This is a genomic window from Flavivirga sp. 57AJ16, assembly GCF_028736925.1.
In the GTDB taxonomy this organism is placed as follows: Bacteria; Bacteroidota; Bacteroidia; order Flavobacteriales; family Flavobacteriaceae; genus Flavivirga.
Genome location: NZ_JAQZAT010000011.1, coordinates 117,273 through 135,985, shown reverse-complemented (window position 1 = coordinate 135,985; position 18,713 = coordinate 117,273). Strand labels below are relative to the sequence as shown.

17 protein-coding genes and 1 pseudogene are annotated in these 18,713 nt (G+C 33.8%); 8 read left to right on the top strand and 10 right to left on the bottom strand.

The window, feature by feature from the left end; all coding sequences use genetic code 11:
* On the bottom strand, positions 1-1,821 hold the full coding sequence (locus PQO00_RS13575) for an OstA-like protein (protein WP_274185386.1): 1,821 nt from the start codon (positions 1,819-1,821) through the stop codon (positions 1-3).
* 301 nt (positions 1,822-2,122) lie between these two features.
* On the opposite strand from PQO00_RS13575, the pseudogene PQO00_RS13570 reads away from it, so the two are divergent.
* Positions 2,123-2,272 (top strand): annotated as a pseudogene (locus PQO00_RS13570) (IS3 family transposase); the annotation flags it as partial.
* Positions 2,273-2,375: 103 nt separating this feature from the next.
* On the opposite strand, the gene PQO00_RS13565 reads toward PQO00_RS13570, so the two are convergent.
* Entirely contained in the window at positions 2,376-3,464 is a 1,089-nt protein-coding gene (locus PQO00_RS13565; protein ID WP_274185385.1) for a M42 family metallopeptidase, read from the bottom strand.
* Between the two features lie 101 nt (positions 3,465-3,565).
* Between PQO00_RS13565 and PQO00_RS13560 the strand changes: the two genes are divergently transcribed.
* Entirely contained in the window at positions 3,566-4,240 is a 675-nt protein-coding gene (locus PQO00_RS13560) for a DUF4294 domain-containing protein (protein ID WP_274185384.1), read from the top strand.
* Between the two features lie 4 nt (positions 4,241-4,244).
* Positions 4,245-4,871, top strand: coding sequence for a hemolysin III family protein (locus tag PQO00_RS13555; protein ID WP_274185383.1), 627 nt, complete (start codon positions 4,245-4,247; stop codon positions 4,869-4,871).
* Between the two features lie 142 nt (positions 4,872-5,013).
* Here PQO00_RS13555 and PQO00_RS13550 read toward each other — a convergent pair whose 3' ends face one another.
* The 3 genes from PQO00_RS13550 to PQO00_RS13540 are packed head-to-tail and all read right to left on the bottom strand — an operon-like array spanning position 5,014 to position 9,001.
* Positions 5,014-5,769 carry a T9SS type A sorting domain-containing protein gene (locus PQO00_RS13550; RefSeq protein ID WP_274185382.1) on the bottom strand — a complete coding sequence of 252 codons (756 nt, stop codon included), beginning with the start codon at positions 5,767-5,769 and terminating at the stop codon, positions 5,014-5,016.
* Between the two features lie 2 nt (positions 5,770-5,771).
* Positions 5,772-7,190 carry a DUF1501 domain-containing protein gene (locus PQO00_RS13545; RefSeq protein WP_274185381.1) on the bottom strand — a complete coding sequence of 473 codons (1,419 nt, stop codon included), beginning with the start codon at positions 7,188-7,190 and terminating at the stop codon, positions 5,772-5,774.
* A gap of 5 nt (positions 7,191-7,195) precedes the next feature.
* A complete protein-coding gene (locus tag PQO00_RS13540; RefSeq protein ID WP_274185380.1) occupies positions 7,196-9,001 on the bottom strand; it encodes a DUF1800 family protein in 1,806 nt (601 codons plus the stop codon).
* A gap of 292 nt (positions 9,002-9,293) precedes the next feature.
* Here PQO00_RS13540 and PQO00_RS13535 point away from each other — a divergent pair, with 292 nt between their 5' ends.
* Positions 9,294-9,785 carry a GNAT family N-acetyltransferase gene (locus PQO00_RS13535; RefSeq protein ID WP_274185379.1) on the top strand — a complete coding sequence of 164 codons (492 nt, stop codon included), beginning with the start codon at positions 9,294-9,296 and terminating at the stop codon, positions 9,783-9,785.
* Positions 9,786-9,994: 209 nt separating this feature from the next.
* Here PQO00_RS13535 and PQO00_RS13530 read toward each other — a convergent pair whose 3' ends face one another.
* The 3 genes from PQO00_RS13530 to PQO00_RS13520 all read right to left on the bottom strand — a co-directional run bounded on the left by PQO00_RS13530 (position 9,995) and on the right by PQO00_RS13520 (position 12,308).
* Positions 9,995-10,423, bottom strand: a complete 429-nt coding sequence (locus tag PQO00_RS13530; RefSeq protein ID WP_274185378.1) for a DUF4268 domain-containing protein — start codon at positions 10,421-10,423, stop codon at positions 9,995-9,997.
* 432 nt (positions 10,424-10,855) lie between these two features.
* The gene (locus tag PQO00_RS13525) at positions 10,856-11,530 is read right to left on the bottom strand and encodes a ZIP family metal transporter (protein WP_274185377.1); all 675 of its coding nucleotides are present in this window, start codon (positions 11,528-11,530) and stop codon (positions 10,856-10,858) included.
* Positions 11,531-11,576: 46 nt separating this feature from the next.
* On the bottom strand, positions 11,577-12,308 hold the full coding sequence (locus PQO00_RS13520) for a bifunctional 2-polyprenyl-6-hydroxyphenol methylase/3-demethylubiquinol 3-O-methyltransferase UbiG (RefSeq protein ID WP_274185376.1): 732 nt from the start codon (positions 12,306-12,308) through the stop codon (positions 11,577-11,579).
* A gap of 486 nt (positions 12,309-12,794) precedes the next feature.
* On the opposite strand from PQO00_RS13520, the gene PQO00_RS13515 reads away from it, so the two are divergent.
* The 4 genes from PQO00_RS13515 to PQO00_RS13500 all read left to right on the top strand — a co-directional run bounded on the left by PQO00_RS13515 (position 12,795) and on the right by PQO00_RS13500 (position 17,115).
* Positions 12,795-13,952 carry a class I SAM-dependent RNA methyltransferase gene (locus PQO00_RS13515; protein WP_274185375.1) on the top strand — a complete coding sequence of 386 codons (1,158 nt, stop codon included), beginning with the start codon at positions 12,795-12,797 and terminating at the stop codon, positions 13,950-13,952.
* A gap of 675 nt (positions 13,953-14,627) precedes the next feature.
* Positions 14,628-15,887, top strand: coding sequence for an ImmA/IrrE family metallo-endopeptidase (locus PQO00_RS13510; protein WP_274185374.1), 1,260 nt, complete (start codon positions 14,628-14,630; stop codon positions 15,885-15,887).
* A 19-nt stretch (positions 15,888-15,906) separates the two neighbouring features.
* Positions 15,907-16,536 (top strand): hypothetical protein, encoded by a 630-nt coding sequence (locus tag PQO00_RS13505; RefSeq protein ID WP_274185373.1) that lies wholly within the window; start codon positions 15,907-15,909, stop codon positions 16,534-16,536.
* 240 nt (positions 16,537-16,776) lie between these two features.
* A complete protein-coding gene (locus PQO00_RS13500) occupies positions 16,777-17,115 on the top strand; it encodes a ThuA domain-containing protein (protein ID WP_337992847.1) in 339 nt (112 codons plus the stop codon).
* Positions 17,116-17,388: 273 nt separating this feature from the next.
* Here PQO00_RS13500 and PQO00_RS13495 read toward each other — a convergent pair whose 3' ends face one another.
* Entirely contained in the window at positions 17,389-18,120 is a 732-nt protein-coding gene (locus PQO00_RS13495; RefSeq protein ID WP_274185371.1) for a DUF6048 family protein, read from the bottom strand.
* A complete protein-coding gene (locus PQO00_RS13490) occupies positions 18,086-18,631 on the bottom strand; it encodes a DUF6452 family protein (protein ID WP_274185370.1) in 546 nt (181 codons plus the stop codon). Before PQO00_RS13490 ends, PQO00_RS13495 begins: the two co-directional genes overlap by 35 nt.
* Between the last annotated feature and the right edge of the window lie 82 nt (positions 18,632-18,713).

The following is an 18,713-nucleotide window of genomic DNA, read 5'->3' as shown; positions in this document are numbered from 1 at the left end:
TTACTTGCTTGCCGCACGGGAGTTACTAAGCTTTTTTTTTGATTTTTTTATCATTTTTGGAGTTATAGGCTCTTGTTTTTCTTTTACTGATTTTGGTATGTTCCTTGACGCTTTAGAGGGTTCGTTTTTATCGCCTTTTGCTCGATTATCGGCGTTTTCAATACGTTTTAGCAACTCTTCATCAAAGAAATCCTCTTGAGGGATATAATCTTCTAATCCCTTAATAACTGGTAAAACTAAAGGAGGATCATCTTTAAATAAATCTTCAACGCTCATGGGGCGTTCGTCTTCACGCCAATCAAACCCTTTTAAGGTTTTTTCTTTTTCCGGGTATTGGGATTCTGGGTATAGTTTACCGTCAACTTGATTTATGCGGTTATATTCTTCAATATCGCCATTGTCAAAAAGCATGGAAATACTACCGGATTTTGCTTTATCAATGCCTATAAGTTCCTGTTTATCATTACGTGTATAAAAAATGGACTCTGCATTTTTAATAATATCAACTTGTCGCAATTTGTTTTCTTCATTAAATAGGCCTATCAATCGTATACCGCTAATTTGATTGTAACCATTTTCGCTTATGGTATCTTTGCTTATAATAAAAGCATTGTTGAAAACTTTAAGAGAGTCTATTTTTTCTGTTTTGGGGTTTGAAATTAAATGAATGGTATCACCTGTCATTTGATTGGCTATATTCCAAAGGATAGGTTTTCGTTTTGTAGAAAATTTATCGTTGGACGAAAAACGGTCTATATTTATTAGTTCGGTAATCCCAGTTTTTTGGTTAGAATGTATGGAATCTGCTTTCCCGCTTAGATCAGACTTAAAAATTTTAGCATTATAATACGCTCTAACAATACGGTTTTCGGGTTTGCCGGTGACCATGATTTTATCTGCGTGCATATAGATAGAATCGTTTTCTTGTTGTGTAATAGCTAAGGCGTGCTTTGTAATAAATAAAGAGTCTTTTTCTTTGAAAACCTCAGCATAATGCCCCTTTATGATACTATTATTTATAGTGTCTGTTACTTTTATATTATTGGTGGCCGAAGCAAAGCTGTTATTATTGTCAAAATATAAACTATCTCCTTCTATAATACGATTATCGTAATCTATTCTTGCTTGTTTAAGGGCATACCCTATTTTGTTTTCGGTGTCATAAAATCCCTTTTCGCAATACGTTACACTTGTTTCTGTTGTTATGGTCGAAGGGCCAAATAAATAGGCATGACCACTGTCTGAATAAAAATCAAAAAAATTGGAATGAATGGTTGATTCCTTATTTACTAATACCACATCTTCGACAAATTGATATTTTTTAAGGTCCATATAGTACCGACCAATTTTACTGGTAATCGTTCCAGAGGAATCTTTTACAACCGTTCCGCCATTTTTGTAAAATGCTTGTTGTTTAATGCGGTCTAGATATAGGGTGTCCGAAGATATTGTAGAATTAGGGTCTTTTAAAACCACATCCCCACTTGCAAATGCCAACCCACTTGCTCCGCTATATTCAACATATTTAGAGGTCATGTTAATAGTGTCCCCTTGTTTCATTTGAACATTGCCATAGGCTTCGATAAAATTTTCTTTGCCATAATGTATGGCTTTATCACACCACATGTCCGACCCCTTGTGCTTTATATGCACTTGTTGTGAATCATCGCGGGTTAGTATTTTGGCACCCGGGTAATTTCCTTCATCAATAGTGAGTTTACCAGCGTATTCTATTTCAATTTTCTTTTTTTCTTGAGCTTTAGCAGCTATTGAAACAAAGCCAATAATAAGTGTAAAAAATAAAACTTGTAGTTTGTTCAAAATATAAAAAGTTTGTCACAAAAATAACGATAATTATAATGAACTCGTCTTGACTTTTTCTATTTCCTAAAAAATGGCTGAAATTCGTCCATATTTAGTTTCTTTTATTAACTGTCGCGATACTTAGGCTTCGCTCAGCACAAGTGTTATGCCTATCAAAAAGAGACCTAGCTATATTAGACTGAAGATAGAGGTGCGAGATTTAGAGTTACATAAATTAACTTTGAATTATGGAAAAGCAGTACAGGAATTATAGCCATTTTTTAGGAAATAGAAAAAGAATAAGTTATGCCAGAGACAACACAAATACAATTATAGGTCTCAAGCTGAATTATCGGTTTTTTCTTGGATTAAAATGCGATACAATAAAAAGAGGATACACTCAATTTTAGGCTACACAACTATTAACGAATTTGAAATAGAAATGTATAACCAAAATGTAGCAGCTTAAATCTCGCAATTAATGGCCCTCTTTTTTATTGCGGGTCAATCTTAAAAAGCACCATTTAGGAAACATTATTTAAAATACAAACGAATACCAGAAGGTAGTGGCATTATTCAAAATAACTAAATGTTTCGCCATCTTTTATATTAAGTAATGTTTCATAAATTAATTTAATAACATTTTCTACATCGTTTTTATGTACCATTTCTACAGTGGTATGCATATAACGAAGCGGTAATGAAATTAAAGCAGAAGCTACGCCACCATTACTATAAGCAAAGGCATCTGTATCTGTTCCCGTTGCACGGGATAGGGCAGAACGTTGAAAAGGGATTTTCTTGGCTTCTGCAGTATCAGTAATTAAATCACGTAGTTTTTGCTGTACAGCGGGCGCATAAGCTACAACGGGCCCTTTACCAATTTCAAGATGCCCTTCTTTTTTTACTTCTATCATGGGGGTCGTCGTATCGTGAGTGACATCGGTGACAATCGCTACATTTGGTTTAATGGTCTGCGTGATCATTTCTGCACCACGTAAACCTATTTCTTCTTGTACCGAATTTGTAATGTAAAGCCCAAAGGGAAGTGCTTTCTTGTTCTCTTTTAATAAGCGTGCTACTTCGGCAATCATGAAGCCGCCCATTCGATTGTCTAAAGCACGGCAAACAAATTTATCATTATTTAAAATATGAAACTCATCAGGGTAGGTGATAACACATCCTACGTGAATTCCCATTTTTTCAACTTCTTCCTTGTCTTTGGCACCAACATCGATCGTAATATTATCCGGTTTTGGAGCTTCTTCCTTGGTTTTATTACGTGTATGGATAGCCGGCCACCCAAAAACACCCTTTATAAGGCCCTTTTTTGTATGTATGTTAACTATTTTGCTCGGGGCAATTTGATGGTCGCTCCCACCGTTTCTAATCACATAAATTAATCCATTATCCGAAATATAGTTTACATACCATGAAATTTCATCGGCATGACCTTCAATGACCACTTTGTATTTCGCTTTTGGATTTATAACGCCAACAGCTGTACCATAAGTATCTGTTATAAATTCATCTACATACGGTTTTAGGTAATCCATCCACAATTTTTGCCCGGTCCACTCATAACCCGTAGGGGCCGCATTATTTAAGTATTTTTCTAAAAAGTCCATAGACTTCTTGTTTAGAATGCTTTTCTTCGTCATTTATAAAAAATTTTTGCACTAAAATAGTAATATAAATAGAAAAAAAATGTTTTAAACGGTGTAAATTAGTAAATTTGAAATATCGAAGCTCCGGTATATTGATGAACTGTTTTAAATATATATTCTTGGTATTCCCAATTTTGCTCTTTGCACAGGAGGATCATGTTGTACAAGATTCTCTAACTGTCAAGTATCTTATTATTGAAGGCGATTCCGTTCCAAGAACATCCATCGATTTAAAAGAGGTGAGACTTTTACATAAGCTTAGGTTTGATGATAAAAAAGAGCGTATTGGATATTTGATTCTTAGAAGGAAAACGATGAAAGTGTATCCGTATGCAAAAATGGCGGCTGAACGTTTAGACTCTATGAATAAACATTTATTGACACTTAAAAGGAATCGCGAAAAAAAACGTTATACCAGGCGTATTCAAAAATATATAGAAGGAGAGTTTTCTGATGAATTAAAAAAACTGACTCGTACTGAGGGACAAATACTGATTAAGTTAATTCACAGGCAGACAGGCAGTACGGCATTTAATTTGATAAAGGAATTGCGTAGTGGCTGGCGTGCATTTTGGTATAATACCACTGCGAGCATGTTCGATATTTCATTAAAACGGGAATTTGACCCTGTACATGTAAAAGAAGACTATTTAATTGAGGATATTTTATTACGTAACTTTCAAAATGGCCGTTTAGAACGTCAAAAATCTGCCATTGAATTTGATTTTTATGACTTAACGGATAAATGGCTACCGGTTAAAGAGCCATGAATTCATGCGCATCCAAACTCTTTTTGAAGAAAAGCTAAATGTTGCCACACATGCTGTAGGTGCTTTATTTGGTATTGCAGCATTAGTACTTCTTATTGTTTTTGATAACCAAAAAACCAATTGGAGCCTCTTTAGTGTCATCGTTTATGGTATTTCAATTATTATATTATTTACTGCCTCTACACTGTACCATGCCATAAAAGGAAAGCGGCGAAAACATTATTTTAGAATTATAGACCATATTGGTATTTACTTGCTTATTGCGGGTACGTATACACCTGTTTTATTAATTGTACTACATGAGAGTTTAGGATGGACGCTTTTTTGGATCGTTTGGGGTATTGCAGCGTTTGGGGTGATTTTAAAATTGTTTTTTACGGGACGCTTCGAGGTTTTTTCTACATTACTTTATTTGGTAATGGGGTGGCTTATTATATTCGATTTTTCAAATTTATCTCATATTATAGGCCGTGATGGCATATTATTCTTGTTTTTGGGAGGATTATCCTATACCGTTGGGATTGTTTTCTATGCCATCCAAAAAATACCATTCAATCATGTTATTTGGCATTTATTTGTTTTAGCAGGTGCCATTTTTCATTTTTTTATGATCTTCTTTTATGTGATTTAGCTATATAAGACCGCTTCGCCATTAGAGCCAAAAACGAAGACTTGTTTTTAGTTGGTTTGAAGTAATTCAATTCATGAGGGTAGTAATTGTACAATATTACTTTGCATCTTAGTGTCTTAGCGAGGCCAATACCTAAAACCTATTATTTTCTTTTTATAATCTTGAAAGAGCGCTTTTTATTATGTTGTTCAACATTTAGAATATAAATACCTACAGAGAGTGTATGGCCATTTATTGGTAATTCATAAATTTCTGTGTCTTCAATAAAATCTACACTACTAGAGGTTATAGGTCTTCCCAACATATCATATAGCGTATAGTTTATTGGACTGGCTTCATCAAGAGACACAATTCTGAGATTAATATTATTTACAAAAGGGTTAGGGTAAACTAAGGCGTTAAACCCATTTTCTTCTTCAACAATATCAAAAGGATCTGTAATGTTTATTTTCATTTCACTAAGCCCATAACAAGCGCCTCCAAAATTTGAGGTAGGGGTAATGAGTACATATCTCGCTTTTGTAGCATTAAAGTTGGGACCTTCAGTGCCTTCATAAGTAGATAATCCTGACCCCTGTTCCATTTCAAAGGCTCCTAAATTTGTCCATGTAACACCATCTAATGAATGATCTAAATAATAATCATTGATCCCATAATTAAGGTTTTTTGGCTCGTTGGCATTCCAGAACTTAGATTCTTTTAATTCATATTCATATCCCAGATCATACATAATCCAATGGGTTTCGCCATATGCAGCATTAGGGTTTTGTGATATATCACAAGATATCCAACTATCGATCCAGCTTGTGCTATGCCTATCTGGGTAGCATTGTGCACTTATTGCAGGCGTGATAAATATAAAAGCAAGTAGTAATGGGTAGACGTGTATTTTTTTCATCATCATATCATGTTCATAAAACCTATTGGGGGTGTGCCAGAGTTTGTATCGTAAAAATTAGACAAGTTTGGAAAAATGGTTGAAAGATCTGAGGGGGAAACGCCAAACCATAAAGCTAATTCTGCCATATAAAGATCTGCTGGAGTTGTTGGGATCATAACGCCACTTTTTCGGAGATCGACATCACTGCCTAATGCTAAAACGGGGTAATCACCATATATTTCTTTACCTTGTACTGCGCCACCCATGATAAAAGCATTACCTCCCCAAGCATGGTCTGTACCATTTCCATTTGATGTAAGTGTTCTTGCAAAATCCGAGACACTAAATAAGGTCACACAATCATTTGTATTTAATTCATTCATGAGCCCATTAAAGTATTTTAAAGCGGCATTTACTTCTGCCAATTTATTTGCTTGGTTTATTAGTAGTTCATCGTGATGGTCCCAACCGCCAATTTGAACAAAAAATGTTTGCCTGGAAAAGCCTAAAGTATCTCTACTGGCAATGGTTTTGGCAACCATTCTTAATTGTTCGGCTAAATTGTTTTCTTCAGGAATTATAGTGCTAAATTCCGAAATCCCATCTATAGCAGCCTGAAACTCTAAACTTGAATCATTAGAAGATTTTATGGTGTTTTTATAGGTGTTCTTAAATATATCTTGATAATCTCGCTCCAACATAGAATTTAAAGCTTGTGTTTTAAGCTGATTAAAAGAATTCTCCCCGCCATAACCTCTAATACCTATACTACCACTGTTTTTAATAGCATATGGTATTATTTGATCACCGCGTTGAAATATGTTTGCCCCTCTTAATGAGACGTTCATGGAGATATTTTGATTGGAGTTCATGGATTGCACTAAATCAGCAATACGCCCGCCCCATCCTATATTGGTCCTTTCATGTGGTCTTCCTGTTTGCCATTGCTGTATCTGATCTGAATGCGAAAACAGCCCTAAGGGTGTTTTAACCATGTTATTTTTTATGTCGGTTTTTGTTGAAGGCTCTATAAGGGTGCCTACATTAGAAAGAAAAGCTAGGTTGCCATTTTCAAACGATTGCTGCATATCTGGTATGGCAGGATGTACCCCAAAAGCTCTACCATCTGAGATCTTTGGATTAATTGGTAGGATCTGATTTTGAGGGAGGGCCAGATTTGATCTTGTTGTGGCATATTCGGCATACTCACTATTTCCTCTGGGAATAAGCATGTTGAAGGAATCGTTGCCACCACCCAACATCAAACAAACCAAAGCTTTATAATCGCTTCCTAATGAAATAGTTGGCGAGCTGTTCATAGCTGTCGCTGCCATGGCCTTTAAGTTTATTAGTGATGAAAATATAGTCGTATAGCCTAGTGCAGCACATGACTGCTCTAAAAATTTTCGTCTTGATAGGTTATTTTTATGCTTTGTCATCTGTGTTATTTTAGTATAACATAATCTGGACTTATTAATATTAAATAAAGCCCCATTTTTACCCGGTTATACATATAGTCGGTATTTTGATTGGTGCCCTGTATAGGTTCAATAGCTTCGACTATGGTCCGCTTTGTTTCATCTGAAAGTTGTCCACGAGTAAATAATTTATCTAACATATTTACAAGCACGTCACTATCCTTTGCGTAATACTTTAGTTTTTCATAATTAAGGGGTGTTTTTTCAAGATCTAAATCCCAGGTATTTAACATGGATGTGTATTTGGGATTGGTCCATTTGTCTACTTCATTTATATAGGCCAGACTCGAGGCAGAAGTATGTATTTCAAATTCCGGCGCTTTTAAATTAGCATCTGAAAATTCAGAATTTGGAACATATTCTGGTAGAAAAAAGTTAAAAACACTAGGAGCTCCCATAGGTGATTGACCGGTAGCATTAAAAAAATCATACCCGATATTCCAATTTACCCCATTTCTGTTATCTAAATCTAATTGTCGGGTCACATTAAAATACCGCATCATAGGTTCTATTAATTTGCCATTATTGGGGTCGCTCATCCAACTACAACTTCTTGCTTCTTCATCTAATAAAATGGCTTTAATAACAGCTTTCATATCACCTCGAACGCCTTTGGTATTATTAAAAGCAGCACTAACCCTTGATATATAAGCTGGTGACGGATTGGATTTTACTAGTTGCTGAATTAAGCGTAAGGCAATAAAAGGTCCCGTGTTTTTATGATTAAACAAGTTGTCTATAGCATCTTCAATGTCTTGCATTCCAGATTGTCCACTAGGTACAACCTGCCCGTTTAATAACTTTTTTTCTCCAGATTGATGCCATTCGTCATACATGATCATTGGTAGGTCTTTTTTGGCAAAATTAAAACCAACTCCAAAATCTGGAGTAACCCCGTATTTGTTTCCCTCAACTTCTGGGGTTCCCAGCCCTGTGAATATTTTGGCGAATTCCTTTATGTCTTCATTGTTGTAAGTTGGAATTCTATCACCATTTCCATCCAACTCATAACTGCCATCTTGATTAAGTTCGTATAAACCAATGGTGAATAATTGCATAATTTCCCTTGCAAAATTCTCATCGGGATGAATGTTTCTTTCTGGATCGCTTTTAGGATTGTTATAATGGCTTAAATAACCACCCATCATAGGATGCAAGGTCATTTCCAGTAATAAGTCCCTGAAATTTCCAAAAGCATTGTCTTTTAAAACATCATAATAATCCCCTAGACCTACACCATAACTTTTTAGGTTAGAGTCCCATGATATGACCAGTATTTCACTTAATGCCAATGCTATTCTTTGTCTTAACAAATCTTCATTATCAATATTGGATTGCCACCAGGCATATTGAAAATGGGACCAATCTGGCCCATTATAATCGGCAGGATTCCCCCCTTTAGAAATAAAAACAACAAGCGCTTGATTGTAAACATTGTTGGTTAGATGCCCCATTGCAGGCGAATGAATATCAAATTGGGTATCGATCCAATCTTCAAACGCGTTTTTTGAAACCGTTTTAATATAGTCTAAATTAGTTCCAAAAGTTGCTTGTGCCAAGAATCGTGAGGTTTCTAATAAACGAGCATCTAAACCTTGCCCATTGACAGTGTTTTCTGCTCTAGCAGTTTCTCTCCAATCGCCACGACTTTGTTCGCTACTGGAGGTTACGGTAATTCCATTACCATGTCCTGCACCTAAATAGTCTGAATATTCTTGAGAAAAAAAGAAGTAGGGAAAACATAGGAAAAGGAAAAGTAAATGTTTTTTCATATAAGGGTTTGGGCTTTTGTTTTTTAGTTACGATATTTATTGAGGATTAGACTTTAAATATAGATATAAAAATAGGTGAAGTGCCTTTTTTTTCGATGAAGTACGCCTTTTAATATGTTTTGCCGCTTAGATAATTCGGTTTTAATCGTTTAATTTGAACTGTTTATTAATCCACGCCTTTGTCGTGGCAGCTTATCCCGCTTTATGTGCTGAACTTGCCAGTGCTGAGCATGTTTTAGTATTTCAGTATCCAGCGGGACCTCAGGTTTAATACCTTTTATTTAAATTTTATATGATAGATATTATTATAGCTAATACGGCGAACCATTATTCAAAAATTGCAAAACTAGCAGATGTTATTTGGCGAGAACATTATATTCCTATAGTTGGGAAGCCCCAGATAGACTATATGCTCGATAAGTATCAGTCTGCAACGGCCATAAGGGAACAGGTCGTAAATGGGTTTGAATATTTTTTAATAACTTTTAACACAACCCCTGTTGGCTACATTTCGATTAAAAAGGAAGCAGAATCATTATTTTTAAGCAAAATCTATGTTTCAAGTGTTTATAGGGGTAAGAAGATAGGTAAAGCTGCCATGGCATTTATTGAAGAAAAAGCAAAAGACTATGAATTAAAGCGCATCAGGCTTACTGTAAATATAAATAATACCAATTCTATTAAGGCTTATGAGAAATTGGGATTTGTAAATACGGGGCCTTTAGTTACAGATATCGGTAATGGGTTTGTGATGGATGATTATCAAATGGTAAAAACGGTTTAACTTTTATAATGAATTTCCAGTGTAGAATACCATTTCTAGCTTAAAATTAACCGTAGTTAGTGCTATGCTTGCATTTTCTTTTTCGCCTATGTAAAAGTGCTGTATTTTATTTTCGCCATTTTAAATCAGAACGGGTATCACTTGGTTAATTCTAAAACTAGTCTAGAGGGTCAGTTCGTTTTAAAAGAGTTTTATTGCTTAGGGTTTATTTACCCTTCGATCACATCTTTATATGTTTCAAAAAAGGCTTCAAAAGCGCTCATATTTTTATTGAAAAATCCCATAACATCGCGCCATGTGTTTTTATTGTGAATGGATACTTTCTGTTCTAAAGGCACATAAATTCTAGAAATTTCCTTTTTATTATCTAAAAAGTACGTTTCGTTAAAAATAGCATCTGGAAGAAATTCATCTAAAAGAATAGATTTTAAGGCCTGAAGTTTTTCCCAATATTTAATTCGGTTTTCAAGATCGTCTTCTAAATCTAAAGCCACCAAAGCTTTTTTGTTATCAAAATGAAACTTAAAGCTTAAACCTTTTAGTTTCGTATTGTATAAAATCCACTTCCGTGGAAACGATTTTCCAAAGCTAGTCCAAAATTCTTGCCGTAATTGTCGTGATTCTTCCTTACTAAACAAATTTGAATAGATAAAAATTAAAAAAATGAATAATTAAAAATGCTGCCACGAATATATGTGGTTTAATTAAAAGTGAGTAATTAAAAATTAAAAATGCTATTGTAAATTCACGAATATTTATTTTTCTAGCTTCTAGCTTCTAGCTTCTAGCTTCTAGCTTCTAGCTTCTAGCGTTTCGTGTCAAGCTTTATTAATTAATAACACCTTTACGTCTTAGTGCCTTTGCGAGAAAACACCTTTCATATGAGTTTAATTAAAAATGAATAAATAAAAATTAAAAATGCTGCTAGAGATTCACAAATATTTATTTTTCTTAATTCTTAATTCTTAATTCTTAATTCTTAATTCTTAATTCTTAATTCTTAATTCTTAATTCTTAATTCTTAATTCTTAATTCTTAATTCTTAATTCTTAATTCTTAATTCTTAATCCCTATATTAAATAAGCAATACCAACCCCTAAAATAATAGCAATAAATTTAGATAAATTGAATTTATGTCCATCACTACTTTCAAATAGAATAGTTGTAGAAATATGAAAAAAGATACCAATAACAATGGCATTTATAACATGCGCAAAACTAGCAACTGTTTGAGAAGTATGTGAAATAACAGTTCCTAAAGGCGTCATACAAGCAAAAATAATTAGAAAGATAGCAATCTGTATTTTACTGTAATTAGACTGAAATAAAAACATACTAATTAAGGCCGCAATAGGTATTTTATGTATTAATACACCGTAAACCATATCGTTGTGTTCGTGTATGGCAAAACCCTCTAAAAAACTATGAATACATAAACTAACAAATAGTAACCAGGGAAAAGCTGTTTCGTTTTTATGTATATGTACATGTCCATGTTCGGCACCTTTAGAGAATAATTCTAAAATAATTTGCAGCAAAATACCACACATTATATACAAACCGGTTAGTTTGGTGTCTAAATGCTCATAAACCTCGGGCAGCAGCTCAAAAAGTGTGAGGGCAAGTAAAAAAGCACCACTAAAAGAAAGTAGAAGTTTGGTATTCCAGGATTTTTTTGTTTTGGTAATGCTGGCTATTAGTACACCTAAAATAACAGCGTAAAAGGGTAAAAGGTAATTATTCATGTATTAAATTAAATATTCAAGAAAGTGTTTTATACCAAACTATGGGCTATTTAAAAATCATCACTAAACGTTCTGATGTTTTCTCATTAAACTTGCGCAATTTATAATCACCAAAAACATCTAGCAAATGTACATTTGCTTTTTTAAATAATTTTTCAAAATCATCAAGCGTAAATGCTTTTACACGCTCCTGAAAATTATAATTTTCATCATCAACAGAAAAAGAAATATCTTTTACTATATAACCGCTTTCTACATAGCGTTTTAAATTAAAATCAATGGAGTTAACTGTTTTAATTTCTTCGGGTACTAAATGATCAATTATAAACTCACTGTTCATAAAATCGATCACGCCAAAACCAACATTATTTAAATTGGCTTTTATGGCTTTAATAGTGTTTAGGTTATCTTCATCTTTATCAAAATATCCAAAACTGGTAAACAAATTAAAAACCGCATCAAATTGCTTATGGTAAGGCTTACACATATCATGAACCTCAAAATGCAACGTATCATTTTCAAATTGTTTGGCGTACTTAATACTATTTTCACTTAAATCCACACCTGTTACATCGTATCCTAAAGTGTTTAGGTAAACGGCATGTCTCCCTTTACCACAAGCCAAATCCAAAATAGTCCCGAGCTCAGGGATATTTAAATAGTTGGTAAGGGTATCCATAAATGCGTGTGCTTCGGCATGATCCCTATCCTTATATAAAATATGGTAAAATGGTGTATCAAACCAAGAAGTAAACCATTTTGCAGTATCTGTTATCATATTCTTTTTTTGGTGGTCTTCTTGTATCGTTTAGTAATACAAGGCGAGACTTTTATTTGTGGCTCCATATTTTATAATCGAGATATTCATGAATATAAATATTTCGCCATATCTTTTTGTTTAAAAAGATGTTTCTGTATCCTTTAACCTAATTCGTATTAACGTTAATCGAAAAGAGTTCCTTGAGGCTCTCAGCCTCGGGTTTCCTTTGAAATTGTCATTCCCGTGAAAACGGGAATCTAAATAATATCATTTCGATTTTTGACCAAAAGGGACAAAATGTAACGAAAAAAATATCTCTATGGCTCTACCCTGAGGATATTTCGTTTCAAGAAATTATATTAATTTAACACAAAATTACGCTATTTTTGCAAGCTAATAAATTGAACTCGTTTAAACTTTTATAATTGGCTGGAAAATGACTCATTTTCGCTTTATCCTAAAAGTTTAAAATGAGTTCAGGTATATATCAAGTAGTAGGAAAAAATGGAAGAAAATTTCACAATGGTAGCCAAAACTTTATTTGGTTTTGAAGAATTATTGGCAAATGAGCTTATAAAATTGGGAGCGCAAGATGTTAAAAAAGGCATTCGAAATGTTAGCTTTTCAGGAGATAAAGGGTTTATGTACAAGGCTAATTTAGGTTTACGTACAGCTGTTAAGATCTTAAAGCCTATTCATTCATTTACCGTAAATAGCGAAAAAGATTTATACGATAAAATTTATGCTATGGCGTGGGATAATTATTTAAAACCCACAGGTACTTTGGCGGTTGATGCCACTATTCATTCCGATTTGTTTTCACATTCTTTGTACATAGCCCAAAAAACAAAGGATGCTATTGTAGATAAGTTTCGCGACACCACAGGGCAGCGACCAAATGTTGATTTAAAATTTCCTGATTTAAAAATTAATGTGCATGTAGATAGGCGTCAATGTACCATATCTTTAGATGCTTCGGGAGATTCCCTACACAAGAGGGGCTATAAAACAGCGACCAATATAGCGCCAATAAATGAAGTATTGGCTGCGGGATTGATTCTATTGTCGGGTTGGGACGGACAAACCGATTTTATGGACCCTATGTGCGGTAGTGGTACGCTGTTAATTGAAGCGGCCATGATAGCTTGTAACATTCCACCTAATTTAATGCGTAAAGAATTTGCCTTTGAACGTTGGCAGGACTGGGATGTTGATTTATTTGAAAAAATAGAGGAATCGCTCCTTAAAAAAACTCGGGATTTCCATTATAAAATAATTGGTTACGATAAAGCGCCAAGCGCGGTTGCCAAAACCAGGGACAATGTAAAGAATGCCCAATTGGAAGATTTTATAGAGGTTAAGCACGAAGATTTCTTTAAAACCCAAAAAGGGGGAGATGGGAAATTGCACATGGTATTTAACCCACCATATGGTGAACGTTTAAATATTGACATGCAGGAGTTTTATAGTCATATTGGGGATACGCTTAAACAAAACTACCCAGATACCGATGCTTGGTTTATTACTTCTAATTTGGACGCTTTAAAACATGTAGGGCTAAGACCCTCGCGAAAAATACAGTTATTTAATGCCAAACTGGAATCGCGATTGGTTAAATATGTGATGTACGAAGGTAGTAAGAAAGGGAAATATATGAAGTGATATTCCATCGACCTGTGCTGAACTTGTTTCAGTAAGGCAGGAATCTCATCATTATAAGATTTCCCAAGTTTATCCAAAGGGAAAATACCACATGGTATTTAACCCACCATATGGTGAGCGTTTAAATATTGATATGCAGGAGTTTTATAGTCATATTGGGTCATACTGTCTGAAATCCATTTCATAGAGATTGAGACCTAAACTCTCATTTAATTCCACGCCCTGAAACTTTCTCTTCAAGGCTATATTGGTAGAGTTTAAATTATTATTGTATCCTTTATGTTTTAAGCCAAAAGGGTAGTAGTTTATGCGTTTTTTTCAGCTCTGGCACACTTTTACAGCCCACCACTCCAAAAAGCTACTACAAAAATTTTCATTTTAAGAACGTATACTTAAGCCACACTTTAGTGATAAAGTGTGGCTTCCTACTTTTATTTATTGTTTACTCAATACGGCACTCGTCAAAGACGAAGTGCTAGCGCATACGAGGACTAGCAGAGGGTTTTGTCCTTTCACGGACTGCAAGTCCGCGCTATCGGGTTTTTTATTTTTTACTTAGTATGTTTTAAGAACGTAATGTAAAGATAATAACTTGTTTATAAGTTGTAGTATTTTAAATATAAAATATATAAGGAAAATGTAACTTAGTAGAGTTTTACAAGTAATGTTATATAAATGAATAATGTTAAAAAAGGAGATGTCCTAGAGAAAAAAGCAATTGAAATCATTCATAGGCTGATAGATAGCAAAATACTTTATTTAGATAAAGAATACATTAAAATTCATTCTAAAAAGAAATACCAATCCAATATTAGGAAAGGCAAAATTGAGTTTGATTTATCAATTGAAGTATGGCCACCAAATGCGGACAGGTATTCAATGATTTACTTACTTGAATGTAAAAACTACGATAAGAGGGTGCCTATGTCAGAAGTAAAGAAGTTTTATGACGATATTATGGAAACCCAAGGGGTAAATGCTAAGGGTATTTTTATTAGTAATTCTCCATTACAAAAAGGAGCCTATGAAATAGCCGAAGTTCGAAGAATGATGGTCATTGAAGGAGAATCCAAGGACGATTTCAAAATAACATTATATAGAAAAAATAAGCCAGTAGAAAATCGAATTCCAATCATGGAAGAAACCGTTGATAGCAGTTTAATAGATGAAGGTGTAAAGATATTTGAAAAAATAATTGATGCCGAGATTTTAAACTGTTTAGCAGTTTCTAAATCTAATGTTTCGTACGGCATAGATTTGCTTACTAAGAAAGATATATCCATAATTGCTAAGGACGAACTAAATAAGTTAAATGAATATTATCTCACCCATGCAGAAGGTTTAGATGCTAATACAATTGCAAACTACTTAAAAACGGAATATGGTATTGAGGTAACAAAATTCAATCCCAAAGGAAATAATTATTTGGGCACATGCAATATTGAAGAAAAAACAATTGGTCTTAGTAAATCAATTGTTGGTACACCCAGAGAGTTATTTGTACTATGCCACGAATTTGGTCATTTCATTCTACATCAAAAATTGTCTATAAACCAAGTACTACTGGATTCTTTCTCTGATTCGGTAAAGAATCTTGCGACTGGAAAACATAGTTTGGAAAATCCTAACCATTGGTTAGAATGGCAAGCTAATTATTTTTCAGTTTCATTTCTCTTACCCGAAACTTCAATTGCCGCAATGTTATGGAAATCGCAACTTAGAAGAAACCTTCCAAAAGGGAATTTATATTTAGATGACCAAAGAAGTAGCCAAAAACATTTTAATGCAATTATTGCATTTTTAGCATATCACTTTAATGTTTCAAAAACAAGCGTAATATACAGATTAGAAGAATTGCAACTGATAACTCATAATACCAGTGTAAAAACAGTTGGAGAGCTAATCAGGGATTATAAGACAAATTTTTTCGCATAATTTTAATAGCAATTTTAATATGGAATTAGATGAGAAATTTTGGGAGTTTAATAATCGTGCGAATATACATTTCAATATTATACATAGACTGGGAAGTTTGTTATTAATGTATTGTGTAACAAATGAAAAGATAGATGATTTTCCAAATGATGTTAATTGGTATAACAAAGATGATGTTCGTTCTACCAACAAACATCGAATGAAAGAAACCAGCAGAATGATGCATGGTTACAGAAAAAACCTAAATGAACTTACCATTATTGGATTAGCTAAAACTATTGAGGACTTAATTAATGATTTAAGAGATTATTTAAACGTGGACGTGAGTTTTTGGAACGATTGCGAAGGCTTTATTTTTTTTGAAGAAATGAAAATCATTAGAAACTTAAATAACTGTATTAAACACAGTAAAGGGATTATAAAAAGAGGACATCCCGCTAATGATTACCTAATAGATATTGCTGGGTTTAATGAAAATTCGGCTGTTGAGAGTTTAAGTTTGGATATAGAAAAATATATTTATAATTCATTTTCTTTCCAGATGGATTTGTTCTGGAGTACGGACAAAAGAAATAATCCTTACGATGTTATAAAAAATGAGTATAAGAAAATAAGACATCAATTAATTCCTGAATTTATAGAAAAATAGATTACCATTATTTAAAACTAAATATAAAACTATTGTTTATAATTTTACCCAATAATAGAAATCAATACAAAATATGGAAGAACAAATATTAGATATAAAAAACCTATTTAGTCATGGAATAAACCTCGAATTATTTGAAAAGCTGATTCTTCATTCTACTGATGGAACCAATAAAAGACATTCAGCATACCAAAATGATTTAAACATCGATGGCTGGACTGCAAGTCCGCGCTATCGGGTTTGCATACTAAAGATGAATTATACGAACGTTTAAGAGGGCCAGCTAAAAATATGACTGTATTAGCAACCGCATTTTCCGGTACGGAAGCCGACATATATAAGGCTAATAAAAATGAGGGACGGACAGGCAGGCATGAACCGTTGTTAATGGCTGTTGAATATGGCAAGGGCAGGGTATTTCATTCTGCTTTAGGCCACATGGATTATTCTATGGAATGTGTTGGGTTTATAACGACACTTCAACGAGGAGCAGAATGGGCTGCTACAGGCAAGTTCACTCAAAGTATTCCCCACGATTTTCCCACTGCCAATACAGTAAGTGCCAGAAAATTTAAGTAATAAAAATTATTTGATATAATTTCTAATACCAAATGAATTTTAAAATGATTGGTAATAAATTTGAATTATATTTTCTTTAGATGAGATAAAAAACATATGCATAGCCTAGTTATGGTTACGTTTTTTATTGAAATATAAAGGAAATAGTAATCGAAGATTCATGAACTCCTTATTATAAAAATAAATGATAGTGAGCTAAACGGATTTAACCAGTTATTTTGAAGTTTATTTGGTATAAAAGAAGAAAGCGCCTTTTTAAGTAAAGAAACAGGGTTATTTGTCTTTCTTAAAAAGAGGAATCCGATAAGATAGTGTATAACTATAACCAGTGCCAATCCTACTACTATCATAGGTTTTGTTAAACCCTGGGATGTAAACGTTTTCAAAATTATCTGGAACAGTTTCGCTAGCCAATATTTTAAGCTGTGCGTTTAGGCCTACATATAAATTATTAAATAATTCTACTTCTATACCTAAAATAAGTTCTGCCCAGAATGCTGTTAAACCATTAAATTCCTGTTTTTCACTTGAAGAAAATTGAGGCCCCCAGTATTGGTTTGTACTATAAACGGTAAAGCTATTTAAATCATGACTAAAAGTGCTGGCCCCAATACGGAAACCAGCATAGATCATATTATCCATATCCAGCCAGTTTCGATACATATTATAGTCGATACCGCCTTTAATGTAAGAGCCCTTACTTGTAATATTTAAATAGTCGTTAACCGTATTTTTTTCTTCAATACCAATTTCACCTGCAATATATAGACGTTTTTTTAGTCTGTAATCCGCCGAGATTTCAAACCCGCTATATTCGTCATCTACAAACGAACGGATTAGCTTGCCCACATCGCCCCCTACACGAAGTCCATATTTCAATTTTACTTTTATAGAATCGCTTGGTGTGCTAATAATACTATCATTTTGAGCGTTAACAGTTACGCACAAAAGGAGTAAGCATACAAAACTACTAATGAGACATTGTAAAGTGCGCTGTTGTTTCATTTTCTACAGATGGGTTATCGGTTATGGGTTGTCTGGATATTATCCAAGGGTCTGTGTCACTTGCGTCCAGATTAAGTGTCACATTTTTAAAAATAGTCTTATAGCCACAGGCTCTTGATACATATACCTCTTCACGACTATAATTGATAGTAATAAGATCGTAATTGCCATCAATAAAATCATCAGATGCATCATCAGGCGTACCATTATCATTTATAGAAGCTTCTTTTATAAGTCTATATTGCGTGCTATTTTCATCCGTTCTTAACGGAAGCACAAGATGATCTGTATCTACAAAACTGTAATCGGCTAAAATGGCATCATCGGCAACACCAACACCAGCGGCAACTAAATCAAAAACACGCTTTTTATTATCGGCATTATTAACATCGAGAAGATCAATAATTAATCTAGGGGTAGTGGGTGTACTATCTGGACAGATATCGTCCCGCTCACAACTAAAATAGCATATGGTTATGATGGCGATTAGTACAAAGCTTATTTTTCTCATTGATATTTTTGTATATGTTTATTTGTTTATCCCTTAAGTTGGGAGTTTGTATCCCTCAAGGAATTTGACATATTTATTGTTT

Excerpts from the sequence above, each read along its gene's own strand:
- PQO00_RS13495 (WP_274185371.1), bottom strand. The coding sequence starts at position 18,120 with ATGAAACAACAGCGCACTTTACAATGTCTCATTAGTAGTTTTGTATGC.
- PQO00_RS13565 (WP_274185385.1), bottom strand. The coding sequence starts at position 3,464 with ATGACGAAGAAAAGCATTCTAAACAAGAAGTCTATGGACTTTTTAGAA.
- PQO00_RS13545 (WP_274185381.1), bottom strand. The coding sequence starts at position 7,190 with ATGACAAAGCATAAAAATAACCTATCAAGACGAAAATTTTTAGAGCAG.
- PQO00_RS13535 (WP_274185379.1), top strand. The coding sequence starts at position 9,294 with ATGATAGATATTATTATAGCTAATACGGCGAACCATTATTCAAAAATT.
- PQO00_RS13550 (WP_274185382.1), bottom strand. The coding sequence starts at position 5,769 with ATGAAAAAAATACACGTCTACCCATTACTACTTGCTTTTATATTTATC.
- PQO00_RS13505 (WP_274185373.1), top strand. The coding sequence starts at position 15,907 with ATGGAATTAGATGAGAAATTTTGGGAGTTTAATAATCGTGCGAATATA.
- PQO00_RS13490 (WP_274185370.1), bottom strand. The coding sequence starts at position 18,631 with ATGAGAAAAATAAGCTTTGTACTAATCGCCATCATAACCATATGCTAT.
- PQO00_RS13515 (WP_274185375.1), top strand. The coding sequence starts at position 12,795 with ATGGAAGAAAATTTCACAATGGTAGCCAAAACTTTATTTGGTTTTGAA.
- PQO00_RS13555 (WP_274185383.1), top strand. The coding sequence starts at position 4,245 with ATGCGCATCCAAACTCTTTTTGAAGAAAAGCTAAATGTTGCCACACAT.
- PQO00_RS13560 (WP_274185384.1), top strand. The coding sequence starts at position 3,566 with ATGAACTGTTTTAAATATATATTCTTGGTATTCCCAATTTTGCTCTTT.
- PQO00_RS13525 (WP_274185377.1), bottom strand. The coding sequence starts at position 11,530 with ATGAATAATTACCTTTTACCCTTTTACGCTGTTATTTTAGGTGTACTA.
- PQO00_RS13510 (WP_274185374.1), top strand. The coding sequence starts at position 14,628 with ATGAATAATGTTAAAAAAGGAGATGTCCTAGAGAAAAAAGCAATTGAA.
- PQO00_RS13540 (WP_274185380.1), bottom strand. The coding sequence starts at position 9,001 with ATGAAAAAACATTTACTTTTCCTTTTCCTATGTTTTCCCTACTTCTTT.
- PQO00_RS13520 (WP_274185376.1), bottom strand. The coding sequence starts at position 12,308 with ATGATAACAGATACTGCAAAATGGTTTACTTCTTGGTTTGATACACCA.